This is a genomic window from Streptomyces peucetius (genome assembly GCF_025854275.1).
Classification (GTDB): domain Bacteria; phylum Actinomycetota; class Actinomycetes; order Streptomycetales; family Streptomycetaceae; genus Streptomyces; species Streptomyces peucetius_A.
Genome location: NZ_CP107567.1, coordinates 7958152 through 7978125, shown reverse-complemented (window position 1 = coordinate 7978125; position 19974 = coordinate 7958152). Strand labels below are relative to the sequence as shown.

Here is a 19974-nt window from a genome sequence, read left to right as displayed (position 1 = left end):
GATGGCAGGGCCGGGGCTCTCGTCTACGGGTTCCGCCCGGAAGGGCGCGGCCGCACGTCGAGAGCCCCGGCGGGGCATGGCCGTGCCCGCGTCACCAGCCGCGGGCCGCCCACTCCTGCAGGTGCGGTGCTTCCGCGGCGATGCTGGTCGTGTCGCCGTGTCCGGTGTGGACGACCGTCTCACCGGGGAGCGCCAGCAGACGGTCACCGATCGAGGCGATGATCGTGCCGAAGTCGCTGTAGGAGCGCCCGGTCGCGCCGGGCCCTCCTGCGAACAGTGTGTCGCCGCTGAACACTGCCCCCAGCTCGGGTGCGTACAGGCACACGGCGCCCGGAGCATGTCCGGGCGTGTGGAGGACGCGCAGGCCGATGCCCGCCACCTTGAGTTCGTCGCCGTCGGCGAGCGGGCCGTCGGGCCGCCGGTCCGGGTGCGCCATCGTCCACAGCACCTGGTCGTCGGGGTGCAGGAGGATGGGCGCGCCCGTGGCGTTTGCGACGTCCGGCGCCGCGTTCACATGGTCGTTGTGCGCGTGCGTGCACACGACTGCCGACAGACGGCGGTCACCGATGGCCGCCAGGACGGCGCCGGCGTCGTGTGCCGCGTCGATGACGACGACCTCGTCGTCGTCGCCGACGATCCAGACGTTGTTGTCGACGTTCCAGGTGCCGCCGTCGAGGCTGAACGTCCCGCTGGTGATGAGGTGTTCGATGCGCGGGGCGCCGGCCATCACAGCACCACCACGGAACGCAGTACCTCACCGCGGTGCATCTTCTCGAACGCCTCTTCCACGTCACCGAGGCCGATGGTCTCGGAGACGAAGGCGTCCAGGTCGAATCGCCCTCCCAGGTACAGGTCGATGAGGGCCGGGAAGTCGCGCGAGGGCAGGCAGTCTCCGTACCAGCTGGACTTCAGCGAGCCGCCGCGCCCGAAGACGTCGAGCAGCGGCAGTTCGACCTTCATCTCCGGGGTGGGCACGCCGACCAGGACGACCGTGCCGGCCAGGTCGCGGGCGTAGAAGGCCTGCTCGTAGGTTTCGGGGCGGCCGACTGCCTCGACGACCACGTCCGCACCGAAGCCTCCGGTCAGCTCGCGCACCGCCTCCACGACGTCTGCCGCCGTGCCGTCGACGGTGTGGGTGGCGCCCATGCTCAGGGCCCGCTCCAGCTTGCGCCGGTCGAGGTCGACGGCGATCACCTTGCTCGCGCCGGCGAGCTTCGCCCCCGCGACGGCGGCCATACCCACCCCGCCGCAGCCGATGACGGCGACACTGTCCCCGCGGCCGACGGCGCCGGTGTTCACGGCCGCGCCGAAGCCCGCCATGACGCCGCAGCCGAGCAGGCCGGCGGCGGCCGCCGGGGCCGCCGGGTCCACCTTGGTGCACTGGCCCGCGGCCACCAGCGTCTTCTCCGCGAAGGCGCCGATGCCGAGTGCGGGTGAGAGCGGGGTGCCGTCGAGCAGTGTCATCGGCTGCGTCGCGTTGCGGGTGGAGAAGCAGTACCAGGGCTTGCCCTTGCTGCAGGCCCGGCACTGGCCGCAGACGGCACGCCAGTTGAGGATGACGAAGTCTCCCGGCTCGACGTCGGTGACTCCCTCGCCGACGGCCTCGACGCGGCCGGCCGCCTCGTGCCCCAGCAGGAAGGGGAAGTCGTCGTTGATGCCGCCCTCCCGGTAGTGGAGGTCGGTGTGGCAGACGCCGCACGCCTCGATCTTGACCAGCGCCTCACCCGGACCGGGGTCGGGGACGACGATCGTCTCGACGGAGACGGGTGCGCCCTTCTTCAGGGCGACGACGGCACGAACCTCATGAGCCATGAGTTACTCCTCGAGCGGGAAACGCTCCCGCACTGTTGCCTAATTAGATACATGTATCGCTATGCGCAACCGATCATCAGGGAGGGAGCGCCAGGGGGTCAAGAGGCCGGCTCCGGCAGGGTCGGCTCGGCCGGAGCCGCCGGCGGGAACACGGGGGTCCGGACGCGGCCCCTGCGCCGGCTTTCGCCCCTCAAACCGCTCCGCTCCGGCCGTTCAGTGCGCGGCCCGCGCATCCGCCATGGCCTCGACCGTCCGCGCACCGTCGTCCGGCTCCCGTTCGTCGCCGGCGTCGACCGTCTCCTTACCCGAGGGAGCCGGCTTCCTCCTCGGCTCGGCGCGCAGCGCCTTCACCAGGGAGACGCACAGACCGATCATCACGAACAGGAACGGGAAGGCGGCGATGATGGCCACCTGCTTGACCGCCTCCAGGCCACCGGCCAGCAGCAGGACGGCCGCGACCAGGCCGGTCAGCGTGCCCCAGAGAATCACGACGGGGCGGCTCGGGCTCGTGCAGCCCCGGCTGGAGAGCATGCCCAGCACGACGGAGGCCGCATCGGCACCGCTGACGAAGAACAGGCCGACCAGGACGATCACCACTACCGAGGTGAGGGGGAACCAGGGAAGAGTCTGCAAGGTGGCGAACAGGCCCGCTTCCTCGCCCTTGGCGACCGCCTCGGACAGATGACCGCCGTGCATCTCCTGGTTCAGTGCGGTACCGCCGAGGACCGCGAACCACACGACACTTACCGCGCTCGGCGCGATGATCACACCGACGATGAACTCCCGGATCGTGCGGCCGCGGGAGATCCGTGCAATGAACATGCCCACGAACGGCGTCCAGGAGATCCACCACGCCCAGTAGAAGATCGTCCAACTGGAGAGCCATTCACCGCCGCCGAAGGCACCCGTCGTGAAACTCATCCTCGGGAGCGAGGCCAGGTATCCCCCCAGCGCCTCGGTCTGGCTGTTCAGGATGAACACCGTGGGACCCACGACGAAGACGAACAGCAGCAGGACGCCGGCCAGGATCATGTTGCCGTTGCTCAGCCACTGGATGCCGCGGTGCACCCCGGAGAGTGCGGAGAGCACGAACAGGACGGTGAGGACCGCGATGATCGAGACGGCGAGCGCGGTCGAGTCGTCGACACCCCAGAGCGTCTTCAGGCCGCTGTTGATCTGCAACGCGCCGAGCCCGAGGGAGACGGCGGAGCCGAAGAGGGTGGCGAAGATCGCCAGAATGTCGATGGACTTGCCCAGCGGTCCGTCGACCCGTCGCCGAGCAGGGGGCGGAAGGCGGAGCTGATCAGACTGTTGCCGCTCTTGCGGAATCCGAAATAGGCGAGCGCCAGGCCGGCGACGGCGTACATCGCCCAGGGGTGGATCGCCCAGTGGAAGTACGAGTACTCCAACGCCGCCTTGGCCGCGTCTTCGCTTCCGGCTTCGGCCGTACCCGGCGGGGGGCTGGACATATGCATGATGGGTTCACTCGCCCCGTAGAACATCAGGCCGATGCCCATGCCTGCGCTGAACATCATCGCCACCCAGGAGGCGGTGCTGAACTCGGGTCGCTCATGGTCCTTGCCGAGCCGGATGCAGCCGAACCTGCTGAACGCCAACACGGCCGCCAGAAGCACGAATCCGGAGCTCGTCAGGACGAAGAGCCAGCCGAAGTTCCCGATGATCCCGCCCAGCGTCGCCTCGGCCACCGAAGCGAGCTTGTCGGTGAAGAACACTCCCCACGCCACGAACAGGGCGGACAGCGTCACGGATATGTAGAGGACAGCCGGGTCCACTCGCCCCAGAGCCGATCTTGCCTTCTTCGTCGTTGCGGTACTCATCCGAAGCCTTCCGAAAGAGGACGTGGGGGCGGGGGGAGGGCCTCTGCCCTGGAGGAACCACCACACATTGGTGCGTGACACGCAACTGTCAGCTTGATGTGCAACACAGTTTCTTCCGGGCCCCGGTACGTCAAGCCCCGTACACCCATCGTTTCGGTCTCGACCGAGCCGGCCGCGGTGATGTCTGGCTACGGCTCAAAGGCGAGTGCACCGGCGTGCGGGCTGCTGCCGCCGTCGTGCAGCGACCGCATACGACGCTCCTGCATCGCCTGCATGTACACGTCTACCGTCGCCGTCGCAGCCGTGTCCCAGCCGAAGGACCGGGCGTGCCGCGCAGCGGCCTCGCCCATTCGGACGGAGAGCGCCGGGTCGTCGGCGAAGCCGTGCAACGCCCGCGCGTAGTCCACCGGATCATGCCCCGCTACGAGCACGCCGCTCGTCCCGTCCCGTACTGCCACCGGCAGGCCGCCGACCTCGGCCGCGATCACCGGGGTGCCACAGGCCTGCGCCTCGATGGCCACCAGGCCGAAGGACTCGCTGTAGGACGGCATGACCAGGACCGATGCCGCCCGGTACCAGTCGGCGAGCTGTTCCTGGCCCACCGGTGGCCGGAACAGCACGACGTCGCCGATGCCGAGCCTGGCCGCCAGCTTCTGCAGCCCCTCCGGCTTGGCGAGTCCGCTGCCGCTCGGCCCGCCGATGACCGGCACCACCATCCGCTCACGCAACTGGGGCCGCTCCTCCAACAGCCGGGCCACGGCGAACAGCAGGACGTCCGGCGCCTTCAACGGCTGTATGCGGCCCGCGAAGAGGGGGACGAGCGCGTCCTGCGGCAGCCCGAGACGGGCGCGGGCCGCAGCCCGACCGGCCTCGACGCCGCAGGCGACGGGCCGGAAGCGCTCCAGGTCGACCCCTGGGTGGACGACGGCGACCCGGCCGGTGTCGGCGTCGTAGTGGCGGAGCAGTTCCTCCGCCTCCTTCTCGGTGTTGGCTATCAGCCGGTCGGCGGCCCGGACGACCTGCGTCTCACCGAGGACGCGGGAGGCGGGTTCGGGGGTGTCGCCCCCGGCGAGAGCGTGGTTCTTGACCTTGGCCATGGTGTGCATGGCGTGCACGAGCGGGACACCCCACCGCTCGGCGGCGAGCCAGCCGACATGGCCGGAGAGCCAGTAGTGGGAGTGGACCAGGTCGTAGTGACCGGCGAGGTGGCCGGCCCAGGCCTGCATCACGCCGTGCGTGAAGGCGCACAGCTGGGCCGGCAGGTCCTCCTTGGCCAGCCCCTCGTACGGCCCCGCGTCGACGTGCCGCACGAGGACACCGGGCGCGAGCTCGACGGCGGGCGGGAGGGCGGCGGACGTCGCGCGGGTGAAGATCTCGACCTCGACGTCGATGGTGGCGAGCCGCTTGGCGAGCTCGACGATGTAGACGTTCATGCCGCCGGCGTCGCCCGTGCCCGGCTGATGCAGCGGGGAGGTGTGCACGCTGAGCATCGCGACGCGGCGGGGGCGGCGGGGGCCGGGAAGTGGCAATCGCGGCGGGCCGGCGACGGTTTCGGAGGCGGGGCCGCGGTGCCTGCCGAGCCGGGACACGTACCGGCTCACGTCGCGAGCCCCCCTTCCGGCTGCCGTGGCGTGCCGGATGTCTGGTGGACGCCCCGGTTTTGCTTCTGTGGTGCGGCTCGTGTCGAGGACGTCGATGTCGCCGGCGCGACGCCCGCCGCTGCGACCGCGGGCCGCAGGTCGAGGCGCTGGTCGCCCGCGTACACGTTCATGGAGGCTCCGCGCAGGAAGCCGATGAGTGTGAGCCCGGTCTCCGATGCCAGGTCCACCGCGAGGGAGGACGGTGCCGAGACCGCCGCCAGCACCGGGATGCCTGCCATGACCGCCTTCTGGGCCAGCTCGAAGGACGCCCGCCCGGACACCAGCAGAATGCTCCGGGACAACGGCAGTCGGCCGGACTGCAGCGCGCGGCCGATCAGCTTGTCGACGGCGTTGTGACGGCCCACGTCCTCGCGCAGGTCCAGCAGTTCGCCCTCGGGCGAGAACAGACCGGCGGCGTGCAGGCCGCCGGTCCGGTCGAACACCCGCTGCGCGGCCCGCAGTCGGTCGGGCAGGGTGGCCAGCAGCTCGGGGGCGACCCGGACCGGGGGGACGTCGGAGATCGGCCCGCGGGCGGTGGTCCGCACGGCCTCCAGGCTGGCCTTGCCGCACAGCCCGCAGGAGGAGGTGGTGTACACGTTCCGCTCGAGCGTGATGTCGGGCACCGGCACACCGGGGGCGAGTTGCACGTCGACGACATTGTACGTGTTCGAACCGTCGCTCGTGGCGCCCGCGCAGTACAAGATGTTCGCCACGTCCTCGGTCCGGCCGAGGACGCCCTCGCTCACCAGGAATCCGGCAGCCAGCGCGAAGTCGTCGCCGGGCGTGCGCATGGTGATCGCCAGCGGCTTGCCGTTCAGCCGGATCTCCAGTGGTTCCTCGGCGACCAGTGTGTCCGGGCGGGTGCTCACCGCACCGTCCCGAATGCGCAGCACGCGCCGTCGCTCGGTGACCCGTCCCATGCGTTGCTCCCGGTTCTGTACGTGCTGGTGGCCGAACTGCTGAATCCTGTGGGCGTCCGCTTCCTCGGGGACGTCGTGCCGCTCGACGCCCGGGGGCGTCAGCCGCCGATCGCCGACATCGGCCGCTCGGGCTGCAGGAAGGACGGGTCGTCGAGCCCGGACCCGGCCTTCTTGCCCCGCATCGCCGTCTGCCACAGCCGTGCGATCTCCTCGTCGGGTGCCCCGGAACGCAACGCCTCGCGCAGATCGGACTCCTCCCGCGCGAACAGGCAGGTCCGCAGCTGGCCGTCAGCCGTGAGCCGGGTGCGGTCGCAGGCGCGGCAGAAGGGCCGGGTGACGGAGGCGATGACGCCCACCCGGGCCGGGCCGCCGTCGACGATCCAGCGCTCGGCGGGCGCGGAGCCGCGGGCCTTGCCCGGCTCAGGGGTGAGGGTGAAGCGGGTGCGCAGGCTCTCCAGGACGTCGCCTGCGGTGATCATGCCATCGCGCTTCCAGCCGTGCTGGGCGTCCAGCGGCATCTGCTCGATGAAACGGAACTCGTAGCCGTTCTCCACGGCCCAGGCGAGCAGGTCGGGCGCCTCGTCATCGTTGAGGCCGGGCATCAGCACGGCGTTGACCTTGACCGGGGTGAGACCCGCGGCACGGGCCCCTTCCAGACCCTTCAGCACGTCCCGGTGGCGGTCGCGGCGGGTCAGAGCCTTGAAGACGTCCGGGCGCAGCGTGTCCAGCGAGACGTTGACCCGGTCCAGCCCCGCGTCCCTCAGCGCCTGAGCGGTGCGCTGCAGCCCGATGCCGTTGGTGGTCAACGACATCCGAGGGCGGGGTTCGAGGGCGGCGCAGCGCTCGACGATGCCCACGAGGCCGGGCCTCAACAGTGGCTCGCCCCCGGTGAAGCGGACCTCCTCGATGCCGAGGCCGGTGACCGCGGTGCGGATCAGCCGGACGATCTCGTCGTCGGTGAGCAGGCCGGGCTTGGCCAGCCACTGCAGGCCCTCTTCCGGCATGCAGTACGTACAGCGCAGGTTGCACCGGTCGGTGAGCGAGACCCTGAGGTCGGTAGCGACGCGACCGAATGTGTCGATGAGCACCGCTCGCCCCCTCAGCACTCGATGACGTTGACGGCGAGACCGCCGCGGGCGGTCTCCTTGTACTTCACCTTCATGTCGGCACCGGTCTCCTTCATGGTCTTGATGACCTTGTCGAGGGAGACGTGGTGGCGGCCGTCGCCTCGCATGGCCATACGAGCCGCGGTCACCGCCTTGACCGCGGCCATGCCGTTGCGCTCGATGCACGGGATCTGCACCAGGCCGCCGACCGGGTCGCAGGTCAGGCCGAGGTTGTGCTCCATGCCGATCTCCGCGGCGTTCTCCACCTGCTCCGGGCTGCCGCCCAGCACCTCGGCCAGGCCGCCTGCAGCCATGGAGCAGGCGGAGCCGACCTCGCCCTGGCAGCCGACCTCGGCGCCGGAGATGGAGGCGTTCTCCTTGAACAGCATGCCGATCGCACCCGCTGCGAGCAGGAAGCGGATGATGCCGTCCTCGTCCGCGCCCGGCACGAAGTCGAGGTAGTAGTGCAGAACGGCCGGGATGATCCCGGCGGCGCCGTTCGTCGGCGCGGTCACGACCCGGCCGCCGGCGGCGTTCTCCTCGTTCACGGCCATCGCGTAGAGGGTCACCCACTCCATCGCGCGGCCCGCCGGGTCGCCCTCGCTGCGCAGCGCCCGTCCCGCCGCGGCGGCGCGCCGACGGACCTTCAGGCCGCCGGGGAGGATCCCTTCGCGGGACAGGCCTCGGGAGACGCACGCCTGCATGACCCGCCAGATCTCCAGCAGGCCGGTGCGGATCTCGTCCTCGGTGCGCCAGGCCTTCTCGTTCTCCAGCATCAGAGCGGAGATCGACAGGCCCGTCTCGCGGGCCATGCGCAGGAGTTCGTCCCCGGTGCGGAAGGGATGCTTCAGGACTGTGTCGTCAAGCTTGATCCGGTCCGCGCCGACGGCCTCCTCGTCGACCACGAAGCCGCCGCCGACCGAGTAGTACGTCTTCTCCAGCAGCGGCAGCCCGTCCGCGTCGTACGCGAACAGGGACATACCGTTGGCGTGGTACGGCAGCGAGCGCCGGCGGTGCAGGACCAGCTGGGTCGAGGCATCGAAGTTGATCTCGTGGGCCGGGCCGATCTCGGTACCGAGGAGGCGGATGCGCTTGGTGGTGTGGATCCGCTCGACGTCCAGCTCGGCCTGGGCGACGTCGACCGTGTGCGGCTCGTTGCCCTCCAGTCCGAGCAGCACGGCCTTGGGGGTGCCGTGGCCGTGACCGGTGGCGCCGAGGGAGCCGAAGAGCTCCGCCCGCACCGCGGCGGACTGGGCGAGCAGGCCGTCCTTCTTCAGCCGGACGGCGAACATCCGGGCGGCTCGCATCGGGCCGACGGTGTGCGAGCTGGACGGGCCGATGCCGATGGAGAACAGGTCGAAGACGCTGATTGCCACGCCACACTCCGTGGGATTTGAGGGACATGCCGGCCATGGGCGTGAGCACGTCCCTTGCGAGGGTTGTCGGTTACAGGCCGGGGTAGAGCGGGTGCTTCTCGGTCAGGGCGGTCACCCGTGCGCGCAGGGCGGTGGCGTCGTAGGTCGGTTTGAGGGCCTCGGCGATGATGTCCGCGACCTCGCGGAAGTCCTCGGTGGTGAAGCCGCGGGTGGCGAGCGCCGGCGTGCCGATCCGCAGACCCGAGGTGACCATCGGCGGCCGCGGGTCGTTCGGGATGGCGTTGCGGTTGACCGTGATGCCGACCTCGTGGAGACGGTCCTCGGCCTGCCGGCCGTCCAGCTCGGAGTTGCGCAGGTCGACCAGGACCAGGTGGACCTCGGTTCCACCGCTCAGGACGGAGACGCCGGCCTCGGCGACATCGTCGGCAAGCAGCCGGCCGGCGAGGATGCGGGCGCCGTCCAGCGTGCGCTGCTGGCGCTCCTTGAAGTCCTCGGACGCGGCGACCTTGAAGGAGACCGCCTTCGCCGCGATGACGTGCTCCAGCGGGCCGCCCTGCTGGCCGGGGAAGACCGCGGAGTTGATCTTCTTGGCGAGCTCGGCCGTGGACAGGATCACACCGCCGCGCGGACCGCCGAGGGTCTTGTGCGTGGTGGTGGTGACGACGTGGGCGTGCGGCACCGGGTTGGGGTGCAGACCCGCGGCGACCAGGCCCGCGAAGTGGGCCATGTCGACCATCAGGTACGCGCCGACCTCGTCGGCGATCCGGCGGAAGGCCGCGAAGTCCAGCTGACGCGGGTACGCGGACCAGCCGGCGACGATCAGCTTCGGCTTGGACTCCTTGGCGAGCCGCTCGACCTCTGCCATGTCGACCTGGCCGGTGGCGTCGTCGACGTGGTACGCGACCACGTTGTAGAGCTTGCCGGAGAAGTTGATCTTCATGCCGTGGGTCAGGTGACCGCCGTGGGCCAGGTTCAGGCCCATGATCGTGTCGCCCGGCTTCAGCAGCGCGAACATCGCGGCGGCGTTCGCCTGGGCGCCCGAGTGGGGCTGCACATTGGCGTGCTCGGCGCCGAACAGCGCCTTGATGCGGTCGATCGCGATCTGCTCGACCACGTCGACGTGCTCGCAGCCGCCGTAGTAGCGGCGGCCCGGGTAGCCCTCGGCGTACTTGTTGGTGAGGACGGAGCCCTGGGCCTCCATGACCGCGACCGGAGCGAAGTTCTCCGAGGCGATCATCTCGAGGGTGGACTGCTGACGGTGGAGCTCGGCGTCGACCACGGCGGCGACATCCGGGTCCAGCTCATGGAGAGGCTGGTGGAAGAGGGTCATCGGCGGTCTCCTTGTGTGTGGGCGCAGTACGCGGCATACGCATCGGCGGACAGTGCGCCGGCGATGTTCTCGACCCGCAGTTTGAACAGCCAACCGACGCTGTAGGGAAACGCGTTGACGACGCCTGGGTTGTCGGCCAGCGCAGTGTTGACTTCCAGGACCTCACCCGAGGCAGGTGCGTACAGGTCGCTGACGGCCGTTGGTGACCTGATCTCCCCGCAGCTCTCCCCGGCCTCGACCTGGGTGCCGACTTCGGGCAGCCGGAGGTGGACGACATTGCCGAGCGCGTCGGCCGCGAACGCGGTGATGCCGACGGTCGCGTTGCCCTCGTCCACGACCAGCCACTCGTGGTCCCAGGTGTACCGCAGGTGCTCCGGAACGCTCATGGAGATCTCCCGCGGGGACCGCAGGGGCAGTCGGGGCGAGGAGCTCATGAGGCGGCGGCCGCGACGGCCGGGGTGAGGGTGCGGCGGAGCCGGTTGAACAGCTTCGGCTGGTTCAGCGAGAGCACGGCGACGGGGTTGCCCTCGTGCCGGTAGACGGCCGTGAAGGAGCGGCTGCCGCGGTCGCCCTCGACGACCTGCGGCTCGGCACCGGGGACGACGTGTCCGGCGAGTTGGATGCGCACCTTGTACTGGTCGGACCAGAAGTACGGCGCGGTGCGCGGGGCTGGGGCCGACACGCCGGAGAGCAGCGTGCGGGCGGCGGTCTTCGCCTGCTCGGTGGCGTTGCTCCAGTGCTCGATGCGTACATGCCGCCCGGTGAACAGGCTGGGGCAGCGGGCGACGTCACCGACGGCGACCACGCCCGGGACGCTGGTCGCGCAGCCGGTATCGCACACCACTCCGTCGTCCACCTGAACGCCGGAACCGGCGAGCCAGTCGGTGGCGGGCCGTACGCCCACCCCGACCACGACGATGTCGGCGGGCAGCAGGCGCCCGTCCCCTAGCCGTACGCCCGTGACCCGGCCGTCGCCGTTGAATCCGGCCACGCCGGTTCCGCACAGCAGGCGCACTCCGTGATCGGTGTGGAGCGAGGAGCACACCAGCCCCATCTCGCGCCCCAGTTGGCGTTCCAGTGGTACGTCGAGTGCCTCGACGACGGTGACGTGGAGTCCGAGCTGGTGAGCGGTGGACGCCACCTCGGCGCCGATGAAGCCGGCGCCGATGACGACGACGCGGGGCAGGCCGTCCAACAGCTCGGCGCGCAGGGCCTTGGCGTCGTCCAGGGTCCGCAGGGTGTGGACACCGGCCAGACCCTTCATGCCGGGGAGCGTCCGTGGACCGGCGCCGGTCGCGACGACGACCCCGTCGGTGCGCAGCTGCCGCCCTCCGGCCAGGATGACGGAACGGGCTGTGGTGTCGAGCCGCGTCGCGCGCTCGCCGAGCAGCCACTGCACGTTCAGGTCCTCATACTCGTCCGCGTCGCCGAGCGCGAGCGCGGCGGCGTCGAGGTCGCCCTTGAGGAAGTCTTTGGACAGCGGCGGGCGGTCGTAGGGGGTGTGGCGCTCCTCCCCGACGACGACGAGGTCGCCGTCGTAGCCTTCTGCGCGCAGCGCGCGGACCGTACTCAGCCCTGCCAGCGACGCTCCGACGACGGTGATGCTCCTCATGCGGGCTCCCCGCCGGTGACGTGGAGTTGGACGTGGCCGCCTGCCGGGGAGGCCTGGCGGGTGCGCACCGGGTCCTTCACCGGCGGGCAGGTGACGCCGCTGGACTCGCCAGGCTGCAGGTTTTCGATCCGGCACACCGTGATCATGGGGAACCTCCGGGTTGCGGGTGCCCGACTGGGATGGGGAGCCGTCGGGCCGGGGGTGGCACCCGGTTTATCGACGGAGCGAGAGCAACAAGGCTGTCTCGAATAACACAACCAAATTCACTATGCGCAACATGTTTTCGGTTGACCCGGGGGTTGTCAAGAGAGAAAGCCGCGCCAGTCCCCTACCGTGCACATTGTTGCGCCATTCTCAACAGAAAGCGGGCGCGACCCGGTCCCTTGAGGCCGCCGCAGCAGGGGCATGCCGAACGCACGTTGCCGCCGCCGAAACCGACCGGGCGACTACGCGCGGACGGCCCGGCCCAGGAGGTGGCGGCCCGCGGTCACGGCGCCGGCTCGCCCCTCCCCCAGATCTCCGCCTGGAAGGTGCCCCCATCCAGCAGGAGATCACCAGTGGCTCCGCCCAGCCCGGCTGCCGTCTCGTCCAGTGGCTGTTCGGTCCAGATGACCTTGCCGCGGGCGGTGTACCGGGTGCCCCAGCGCTGGGCGAACTGGGCGACGAGGAACAGTCCCCGGCCGCCCTCGTCGGTGGTGGCCGCCCGGCGCCGGTGCGAGGAGGTGCTGCTGCCGTCGGCGACTTCGCAGATCAGGTTGGACCGGTCGTACAGCAGGCGGAGCCTGACGGGTTCGGCTCCGTAGCGGATGGCGTTGGTGACCAGTTCACTGAGGATGAGTTCAGTGGTGAAGGCGATCTCGTCCAGGCCCCAGGTCTCCAGCTGACGGACGCAGGCAGTGCGGACGGAGGCCACCGCAGCTGGATCGGAGGGCACGTCCCACCCGGCGACCCGGTCCGGGTCCAGCAGCCGGGTACGGGCCACCAGCAGGGCGATGTCGTCGCTGGGGCGGTCGGGCACCAGGGCGTCGAGCACCGCCTGACACGCCTGTTCCGGAGTCTGGTCGGGGTGTGCCAGGGCGTCTCGCAGGAGTTCGAGGCCGGTGTCGATGTCGCGGTCGCGGTCCTCGACGAGCCCGTCGGTGTACAGGGCCAGCCGGGAGCCCTCGGGCAGTTGCAGTTCGGCGGTCTCGATGGGCAGGCCCGCGCCCAGGCCGAGGGGCGGGGAGACCGGCACGTCGGGGAAGGTGACGGTGCCGTCGGGGTGCACAAGGGCGGGTGAGGGATGGCCGGCCCGGACGATGCTGCAATGGCCGGAGGCCGGGTCGTAGATCGCGAACAGGCAGGTGGCGCCGGTGACGCCTTCGCTCTCGCCCTCGGCGGCCTCTCTCTGGTCGATGTCGGCGACCAGCTCGTCCAGGTGGCCCATGAGCTCGTCGGGGGAAGGTCGAGGGCGCAGAAGTTGTGGACGGCGGTGCGCAGGCTGCCCATGGTGGCGGCCGCGTGCAGGCCGTGCCCGACGACATCGCCGACGACCAGGGCGACGCGGGCGCCGGGCAGGGGGATGACGTCGAACCAGTCCCCGCCCACTCCGGCTTGGGCCGGCAGGTATCGGTGGGCCACTTCCAGGGCCGATTGCTGGGGCAGGCTGTGGGGCAGCAGGCTGCGCTGCAAGGTGACGGCCATGGTGTGCTCGCGGGTGTAGCGGCGGGCGTTGTCGATGCACACCGCCGCACGGGCGGTCAGTTCCTCGGCGAAGGAGTCCTGTTCCGAGCGCCAGAAGTCGACCATCCCCAGCACCACGCCGCGGGCCTGCAACGGCACGGTGATCAGGGAGTGGATGCCGAAGCCCAGGACGCGCCCCGCCCGCTGAAGATCCGGAGCTTGCCAGCCCGGTCCGAGGCTCAGATCGGGCTCCAGCACGGCGTGACCGCCCTGCAGGCCCTGCGCCTGCGGCGTCGCCGGCAGGAATGTGATCACCGCGCCCGCCGGGTACAGCGGGTGGTCGTCCCGGATGCCGCGCACGGCGGTGCGGCGCATGGTCAGGGTTACGCCGTCCGGTTCCTCGCCCAGCCGGACAGCATCCAGCAACTCGACGGTGACGAAGTCGGCGAACCGGGGGACCGCGATCTCGGCCAGTTCCTCGGTGGTGCGCACCACATCCAGCGTGGTGCCGATCCGCACTCCGGCGTCGTAGAGCAGTCGAAGGCGTTCCCGCGCCACTTCGGCCCGGCCCGCCAGTGCGCGCAGCTCAGTGGTGTCCCGCAGGGTCGCCACGCTCCCGGCCTGCCCCCATGCGGGGCGGTCGGCCGCAGGTTGACCGCCAGCAGCCTCTCCCCCGCCAGGAGCACCTCGTCGGTGGCTGCTCGGCCCGAAGCCAGCAGCGCGGCAGTACGCGGGGCCAGGCCGAGGTCGGTGACCCGCCAGCCCTCCACGTCGTCGGGCAGATCCAGCAGACGGCACGCCTCATCATTGGCCAGCAGCAACCGCCCCTCGCCACTGACGACGACCACGCCTTCCCGGACCGAGTGCAGGACCCCGTCGTGGTGCTCGTACATCCGCGTCATCTCCGCCGGCTCCAGACCGTGCGTCTGCCGCCGCAGGCGCCGGCTCACCAACGCCGAGCCTCCCGTAACCAGCACCAGCCCGCCGGCCGCGGAACCGAGCAGCAGCGGAAGCTGTTCCATCACCTCCTCGTTCACGCTCTTGACCGTGATGCCGACCGACACCAGCCCGACGACCTTGCCGTCGGTGTCGAAGACGGGGACCATCGAGTCCACGGCGCGGCCGACCCCGGGGGTGTCGTAGGTCTCCTGGTGCACCTTGCCGGCGAGCGCTTCCGCATAGGAGCCGACGACGCGCTTGCCGATCAGATCCGGGTCGGGGTGGGTCCAGCGGAAGCCGGCCGTGTCGAACGCGATGACGTAGTCCACCCCGGACAGCTTCCGGGCCTCCTCCGCACGCGGCTGCAGCCGTGCACTGGGGTCGGAGGATGTCATGGCGGCCAGCGTCCCCGGGGGGCGCGCGAAGGTCGCGGCGCCGACGAGCGAGCGCTCACGGGCATCCTGCAGGCTCGCACCCCGACCCTGCAGCACAAGGGCGACCACCGCAGCGACGACGATCAGCATGACGACCGCCACCTGCAGGAAGAAGACCTGGCCCGCGACGCTGAGCACGCTCAACACAGAGGGCAGGCGTACCGGCGACCGGTGCGGAGCCTCGTGGTCCCCCTCGCCCCCGGCCGGCTGCCCGCCCCTCGGACGCCGGTCCCCCCGCGTACGCCACCCGGTGAAAAGCCGGGCAGACGATACGGAGGACCGCCTAAATTTGCGCATATCACACTTCTAGTCCCGGTTGTCGCGATAAGCCAACACTCCTGCGCGCGACCGCACCGTGGTGGCTGCCGATCCGGCACCCTCACTGCACGGTGCGGGATGGGCCGATGGGGCCCGTCCACCTGCCGGAGGGGCCGCGCGGCAGGTGGACGGGCTGTACTGGTGGGGGCGGGTCACTGAGTGGGCCGCGCGTCGAGCTTGTGCTGCAGCCAGGTGTGGAATTCGCCGATGTGGTGCTCGCTGGGCACCAGGACACCGCCCTTGGCATACGCCCTCGAACTCATCGCCGGCTGGGTGCGCTCGCAGGCATCGAAGTCCTGCTGGTTCACCCGGTGGAACAGCTCCACCGACCGGTCCACGTCCTTGCCGCTCTCCACGACGTGGGGCAAGTAAAGCCAGTCGCACTCCACGACCGTGCGATCGTGCGCCATCGGATACATCCGGTGGAAGATCACATGGTCCGGCACCAGGTTGACGAACACCTGCGGCCGCACGGTGATCGCGTAGTAGCGACGATCCTGCTCCTGCGCCACACCCGGAATACGGTCCAGACCCTCACCGCCGTCGACCGTGAACCCCTTGACCTCCTCACCGAACCGGGCACCATGGCCGACGTAGTACTGCGCCGCGAACCCGTCCGCGAACTCCGGCAACACCTCCGTCAGTTCGGGATGAATGGTGGCGCAGTGGTAGCACTCCATGAAATTCTCGATGATCAGCTTCCAGTTGGCCTTCACGTCATACGTGATCCGCCGGCCCACCCGAAGGTCATCGATCCCGTAGTTCTCGATCGGCTCGGCGCCGCCCAACCGCTCAGCCACCGCACCGATCACATCCGCCTCGAACGACGGCGGCGTCTGCGCAAGACACACCCACACATACCCGAGCCACTCACGGACATGGACATTGACCAGCCCGTACTCGACCCGGTCGATGTCCGGCATCGACGTCAGATTCGGAGCCGCGACCAACTTGCCGTCCAGACCGTAGGTCCAGGCATGGTACGGGCACTGGAACGCCCGCTTGACCTCACCCGACTCCTCCGTGCACAACTTCGCACCACGGTGCCGGCAGATGTTCAAAAACGCCCTGACCGAACCGTCCCGGGAACGCGAGATCAACACACTCTCCCGCCCCACCTGAACCGTGCGGAAAGCACCGGGCCCGGCCAGCTCCGAAGCACGGACCGCACAGAACCACATGGCCTCGAAAACACGCTCCTGCTCGGCAGCGAAGACTGAAGGATCGGTGTAGTACTCCCCGGACAACGTGGCGATCAAGCTCGGGGACAGACTGGTCCTGCTCATCATTCTCACCTCGGAAGATGTCACACGCGCACACGGCGGGGGTCGAAGAGTGCGATGGGGTGTTCGGTGGTGCCTTCTGTGGCGAGGTCGGCGAGGATCTCGCCGACCACGGGCACGAACTTGAAGCCGTGGCCGGAGAATCCGCAGGCCACCGTTACCTGCGGGTGCTCGGGGTGCTGGGCGAGGACGAAGTGCTCGTCCGGAGTGTTGCTGTACATGCAGGCCGCGGCCTTGAGGAAGCGGCCGGGCAGGGTGGGAATGCGCGGACGCAGGTACTCGGTGATGGCCGCGGTCTCCTCGGGGTGGACTTCCCTGTCGAGGGTGTCCGGGTCGCTGGGGACGCCCTTGCGGAAGAAGGCGACCTTGGCGCCTCCGTCAGGGCCGTCGAGGGAGGGGAAGCCGTAGATCTGGGTGCCGTCCGGGTCCTCCCAGATGTAGACGGGGTGCCGGTCGGGGGTGAACGGGCCGGTTCCGCCTTCGGGCTGGAACCAGTACATGACCTGACGCTCCACCGTCACGCTCATCCCGAGGCCGGAGAGGAGCTTCGGAGCCCAGGCGCCGGGGGCGATGACCAGCCGGTCGGCGGTGTAGGTGCCGCGGTCGGTCACCACCCAGGCCTTGCCTCCCGGGCCGTCGGCCTCCCAAGCGAGGACCATTTCCGCGAAGTGCAGCTCGGCGCCGTGTTCGCGGGCCAGATTCAGGTGGGCGGTGACGGTGGCCTCCGGCCGGGCGACGCCGGCCTTGCGCTCGTAGAAGCCGACGTCCTCGGCGGCCGGGTTGAAGGTGGGGAAGCGGCGCCGGATGTCGGCGGCGCCAAGGACCTCATGGTCCAGGCCCCACTGCTGGGCGCTGCTGAGTGTGCCGGCGAAGGCGAGGCTGTCCTCGCGGCCGATCATGAGGCCGCCTGTTTCGGTGAAGACCTCGTGGCCGGAGTCGACGGCCAGCTTCTCCCACAGCTCGTGGGAGCGGAGCAGCAGTGGAACATAGGCGGGGTCCTCGAAGTAGGCCTGCCGGTAGATACGGGATCCGCCGTGGCTGGAGCCGAGGTTGTGGGCCGGGCCGAAGCGCTCCAGGCCGAGCACTCGCTGACCGCGGGCGGCAAGGTGGTAGGCGGCTGCGCTGCCCATCCCGCCCAGACCGACGACGATCACGTCGTACGAAGGAGCCATGTGTCCATCTCCTGGGAATCTTGCTGTCGTTGAGTTGGTTCTGCGCGTGCCCGTGGCCGGTTCAGCGCCGGATGCGTGACATCTCGGGGTCGAACAGGGGCTCGGCGGCCGTGACAGCCGCGACTCTGGTGCCGAAGTACTCGATCTCCACCGGCGTTCCAGGGGCGGTGTGCTGGGCGGGCAGCCAGGCGTAGTCGATCGTGTAGCCGTACGCAGCGCTGGTCACGTATCCGACCGGCCGGCCGTCCGCGTAGACCGGCTCGTGACCCATCACCACGGCCTGCTGGTCCTGCATCACCAGGGCGGTGAGTCGGCGGCCGACAGTCTCCTCGCTGACTCCCTCCAGCGCGGGCCGTCCGGTGAAGTGCGGCTTCTTGCGGCGGACGGCGAAGCCGAGACCGGCCTCGTAGGGGTTGTGCTCGGTGGTCATGTCATGGCCCCAGGAGCGGTAGCGCTTCTCCAGGCGCAAGCTGTTGAAGGCGCTGCGGCCGGCAGTGATGATCCCCAGCTCCTGTCCGGCCTCCCACAGGGTGTCCCACAGCTTGGCTCCGAGATCGGCCGTGGTGTAAAGCTCCCAGCCGAGCTCGCCCACGTAGCTGAGTCGCATCGCGGTGACCGGGACGTCGCCGAGATGGGCCTGCTTGGCCTTGAAGTAGCCGAAGCCCTGGTGCGAGAAGTCGGTTTCGGTCAGCGGTTGCACCAGGTCGCGGGCGCGCGGGCCCCACACGCCCAGGCAGCAGGTGCCGGCGGTGATGTCGCGCACCTGCACGGAGCCGTCGCCAGGCAGATGGCGGCGCAGCCAGTCCAGATCGAGGTTGCCGTTGGCGCCGATCTGGAAGCGCTCGGTGTCCAGGCGGGCGATGGTCAAGTCGCTGCGGATGCCGCCGGCGTCGTCGAGCAGCAGGGTGTAGGTGACCGAGCCGACCGGTTTGTCGAGTTGATTGGTCGTCAGCACCTGGAGGAAGGCGAGCGCTTCGGGGCCCGTGACCTCGAGCCGCTTCAGCGGCGTCATGTCGTACAGGGCCACACGCTCGCGGGTGACGAGGGCCTCGGCACCGGCGATCGGCGACCAGTAGCGGGACGCCCAGTCGTTGCGGTGGGGGATCCGGGCCGCTTCTGGCAGGTTGGCGTTGGCCTCGTACCAGTGGGCCCGTTCCCAGCCGCCGCCTTCCAGGAAGACTGCGCCGAGTGCCTCCTGGCGGGAGTGGAAGGGACTGATCCGCAGGGGGCGCGGGGCCTGAACCGGCTGCAGCGGGTGGAGGATGTCGTACACCTCGTCGAAGTTCTGGCAGCTGCGCTCGTGCACGTAGGAGGGGGCCAGCTGCACCTCCTCGAAGCGGTTGTAGGCGCACTCGTGGACATCGGTGCCGGGCCGGCCGTCGACCAGCCACTCGGCCATCGCCTTGGCCACGCCGGCGGAGTGGGTGACCCACACGGCCTTTGCCAGCCAGAAGCCCTGCACGGTCGGTGACTCGCCCATCAGCGGCATGCCGTCGGAGGTGAAGGAGAAGATGCCGTTGAAGCCCTCCTCGACCTTCGCGTCGGCCAGGGGCGGGAGCAGGGCGACCGAGTCGTCCCAGGCGCCCTCGAAGTCGGCCTCGGTGAACTCCAGCGAGGACGGCATCACGACGGCGTCACGTGGGTGCGGGACGTCCTCCAGGCGGACGGGCATCGGCCGGTGGGCGTAGGAGCCGATGCCGATCCGGTCGACGAGCTCGCGGTAGTACAGGCCGGCGTCCTGGTTGCGCAGGATGGGCAGGGACGCCTCGGTACGCTCGTCGTTGCGCCCGGCGAGCACGGGCAGTGCGGTGGTCCTGGCGTACTGGTGGGCCAGTGGCACCAGCGGCACGTCCTGCCCGACCATGCGTCCGATCTTCGGGCCCCAGAAGCCGGCGCAGGAGACCACGATGTCCGCCGGGGAGGTCCCCTCGTCCGTGACCACCGCGCTGACCTGGTCCCCGCTCGTCTCGATCCCGGTCACCGTGTGGTGGCCGAGGAACCGAGCGCCGCGGGACATCGCCCGGCGGGCCTGCGCCTCGCCCGCCCGCACGGCATTGGCCAGGCCGTCGCTCGGGATGTGGAATCCGCCGAGGATCTGCTCGGCGTCCAGCAGGGGGTGCAGCTCGGCGGACTCCTCGGGTGTCAGCAGGCGGCTGTCGACGCCCCAGGAGCTCAGCCACCCGTGCCGGCGCTGAATCTCCGCCAGCCGCTCGGGGCGGGTGGCCACCTCCAGCCCGCCGACCTGCCGGAAGCACCACTGCCCGTCCAGGGTCAGCGTGCTGTACTTCTCGACCGTGTAGCGGGCGAATTCGGTCATCGTCTTGGACCCGTTGGTCTGGAAGACCAGACCGGGGGCGTGCGAGGTGGAGCCGCCCGTGGTGAAGAGCGGGCCCTGCTCCAGGACGGTGACGTCCGTCCAGCCGCGTGCGGTGAGTTCGTCGCTGAGTGCGCACCCGACGATGCCTGCACCGATGATGACCACCTTCGGCTGTGCCGCCATGGCCTTCCTCCAGATTCATGTTCTGCGGCGGG

14 protein-coding genes and 3 pseudogenes are annotated in these 19974 nt (G+C 70.0%); all 17 read right to left on the bottom strand.

The features are described 5' to 3' along the window. Positions 1-91: 91 nt before the first annotated feature. Complete coding sequence (locus OGH68_RS35760; protein WP_264249750.1) at positions 92-727, bottom strand: MBL fold metallo-hydrolase; 636 nt, start codon at positions 725-727, stop codon at positions 92-94. After that, complete coding sequence (locus tag OGH68_RS35755; RefSeq protein WP_264249749.1) at positions 727-1812, bottom strand: S-(hydroxymethyl)mycothiol dehydrogenase; 1086 nt, start codon at positions 1810-1812, stop codon at positions 727-729. Before OGH68_RS35755 ends, OGH68_RS35760 begins: the two co-directional genes overlap by 1 nt. A 213-nt stretch (positions 1813-2025) precedes the next feature. Continuing rightward, positions 2026-3650 (bottom strand): annotated as a pseudogene (locus tag OGH68_RS35750) (BCCT family transporter). Between the two features lie 188 nt (positions 3651-3838). Continuing rightward, the gene (gene mshA, locus OGH68_RS35745; protein ID WP_413471075.1) at positions 3839-5251 is read right to left on the bottom strand and encodes a D-inositol-3-phosphate glycosyltransferase; all 1413 of its coding nucleotides are present in this window, start codon (positions 5249-5251) and stop codon (positions 3839-3841) included. A gap of 119 nt (positions 5252-5370) precedes the next feature. Next, a pseudogene (gene fdhD, locus OGH68_RS35740) lies at positions 5371-6210 on the bottom strand (formate dehydrogenase accessory sulfurtransferase FdhD); the annotation flags it as partial. Between the two features lie 98 nt (positions 6211-6308). After that, positions 6309-7298: a GTP 3',8-cyclase MoaA gene (gene moaA, locus OGH68_RS35735; protein ID WP_264249747.1), complete on the bottom strand. Its 990-nt coding sequence runs from the start codon at positions 7296-7298 to the stop codon at positions 6309-6311. Positions 7299-7309: 11 nt separating this feature from the next. Then, positions 7310-8692: an L-serine ammonia-lyase gene (locus tag OGH68_RS35730; protein ID WP_264249746.1), complete on the bottom strand. Its 1383-nt coding sequence runs from the start codon at positions 8690-8692 to the stop codon at positions 7310-7312. 70 nt (positions 8693-8762) lie between these two features. Continuing rightward, positions 8763-10022, bottom strand: coding sequence for a serine hydroxymethyltransferase (gene glyA, locus OGH68_RS35725; RefSeq protein ID WP_264249744.1), 1260 nt, complete (start codon positions 10020-10022; stop codon positions 8763-8765). Continuing rightward, positions 10019-10408 carry a glycine cleavage system protein GcvH gene (gene gcvH, locus OGH68_RS35720; protein WP_264249743.1) on the bottom strand — a complete coding sequence of 130 codons (390 nt, stop codon included), beginning with the start codon at positions 10406-10408 and terminating at the stop codon, positions 10019-10021. The genes glyA and gcvH overlap by 4 nt, the downstream gene beginning before the upstream one ends. A gap of 44 nt (positions 10409-10452) precedes the next feature. Next, the gene (locus OGH68_RS35715) at positions 10453-11634 is read right to left on the bottom strand and encodes an NAD(P)/FAD-dependent oxidoreductase (protein ID WP_264249741.1); all 1182 of its coding nucleotides are present in this window, start codon (positions 11632-11634) and stop codon (positions 10453-10455) included. Then, positions 11631-11780 carry a hypothetical protein gene (locus tag OGH68_RS35710; RefSeq protein ID WP_264249740.1) on the bottom strand — a complete coding sequence of 50 codons (150 nt, stop codon included), beginning with the start codon at positions 11778-11780 and terminating at the stop codon, positions 11631-11633. The genes OGH68_RS35715 and OGH68_RS35710 overlap by 4 nt, the downstream gene beginning before the upstream one ends. Before the next feature lie 341 nt (positions 11781-12121). Then, a complete protein-coding gene (locus tag OGH68_RS36590; protein WP_413471148.1) occupies positions 12122-12547 on the bottom strand; it encodes an ATP-binding protein in 426 nt (141 codons plus the stop codon). A 117-nt stretch (positions 12548-12664) separates the two neighbouring features. Further along, positions 12665-13317: pseudogene (locus tag OGH68_RS36585) on the bottom strand (PP2C family protein-serine/threonine phosphatase); the annotation flags it as partial. 362 nt (positions 13318-13679) lie between these two features. Beyond that, positions 13680-14807: a hypothetical protein gene (locus OGH68_RS36580; RefSeq protein ID WP_413471074.1), complete on the bottom strand. Its 1128-nt coding sequence runs from the start codon at positions 14805-14807 to the stop codon at positions 13680-13682. A gap of 332 nt (positions 14808-15139) precedes the next feature. Then, positions 15140-16273: an aromatic ring-hydroxylating oxygenase subunit alpha gene (locus OGH68_RS35700; RefSeq protein ID WP_264250445.1), complete on the bottom strand. Its 1134-nt coding sequence runs from the start codon at positions 16271-16273 to the stop codon at positions 15140-15142. 20 nt (positions 16274-16293) lie between these two features. Continuing rightward, a complete protein-coding gene (gene solA / locus OGH68_RS35695; protein WP_264249739.1) occupies positions 16294-17442 on the bottom strand; it encodes an N-methyl-L-tryptophan oxidase in 1149 nt (382 codons plus the stop codon). Positions 17443-17503: 61 nt separating this feature from the next. Beyond that, positions 17504-19942 (bottom strand): GcvT family protein, encoded by a 2439-nt coding sequence (locus tag OGH68_RS35690; RefSeq protein ID WP_264249738.1) that lies wholly within the window; start codon positions 19940-19942, stop codon positions 17504-17506. Between the last annotated feature and the right edge of the window lie 32 nt (positions 19943-19974).

Excerpts from the sequence above, each read along its gene's own strand:
- OGH68_RS35715 (WP_264249741.1), bottom strand. The coding sequence starts at position 11,634 with ATGAGGAGCATCACCGTCGTCGGAGCGTCGCTGGCAGGGCTGAGTACG.
- OGH68_RS35690 (WP_264249738.1), bottom strand. The coding sequence starts at position 19,942 with ATGGCGGCACAGCCGAAGGTGGTCATCATCGGTGCAGGCATCGTCGGG.
- gcvH (WP_264249743.1), bottom strand. The coding sequence starts at position 10,408 with ATGAGCGTTCCGGAGCACCTGCGGTACACCTGGGACCACGAGTGGCTG.
- OGH68_RS35700 (WP_264250445.1), bottom strand. The coding sequence starts at position 16,273 with ATGAGCAGGACCAGTCTGTCCCCGAGCTTGATCGCCACGTTGTCCGGG.
- solA (WP_264249739.1), bottom strand. The coding sequence starts at position 17,442 with ATGGCTCCTTCGTACGACGTGATCGTCGTCGGTCTGGGCGGGATGGGC.
- OGH68_RS35710 (WP_264249740.1), bottom strand. The coding sequence starts at position 11,780 with ATGATCACGGTGTGCCGGATCGAAAACCTGCAGCCTGGCGAGTCCAGC.
- OGH68_RS35755 (WP_264249749.1), bottom strand. The coding sequence starts at position 1,812 with ATGGCTCATGAGGTTCGTGCCGTCGTCGCCCTGAAGAAGGGCGCACCC.
- glyA (WP_264249744.1), bottom strand. The coding sequence starts at position 10,022 with ATGACCCTCTTCCACCAGCCTCTCCATGAGCTGGACCCGGATGTCGCC.
- OGH68_RS35760 (WP_264249750.1), bottom strand. The coding sequence starts at position 727 with ATGGCCGGCGCCCCGCGCATCGAACACCTCATCACCAGCGGGACGTTC.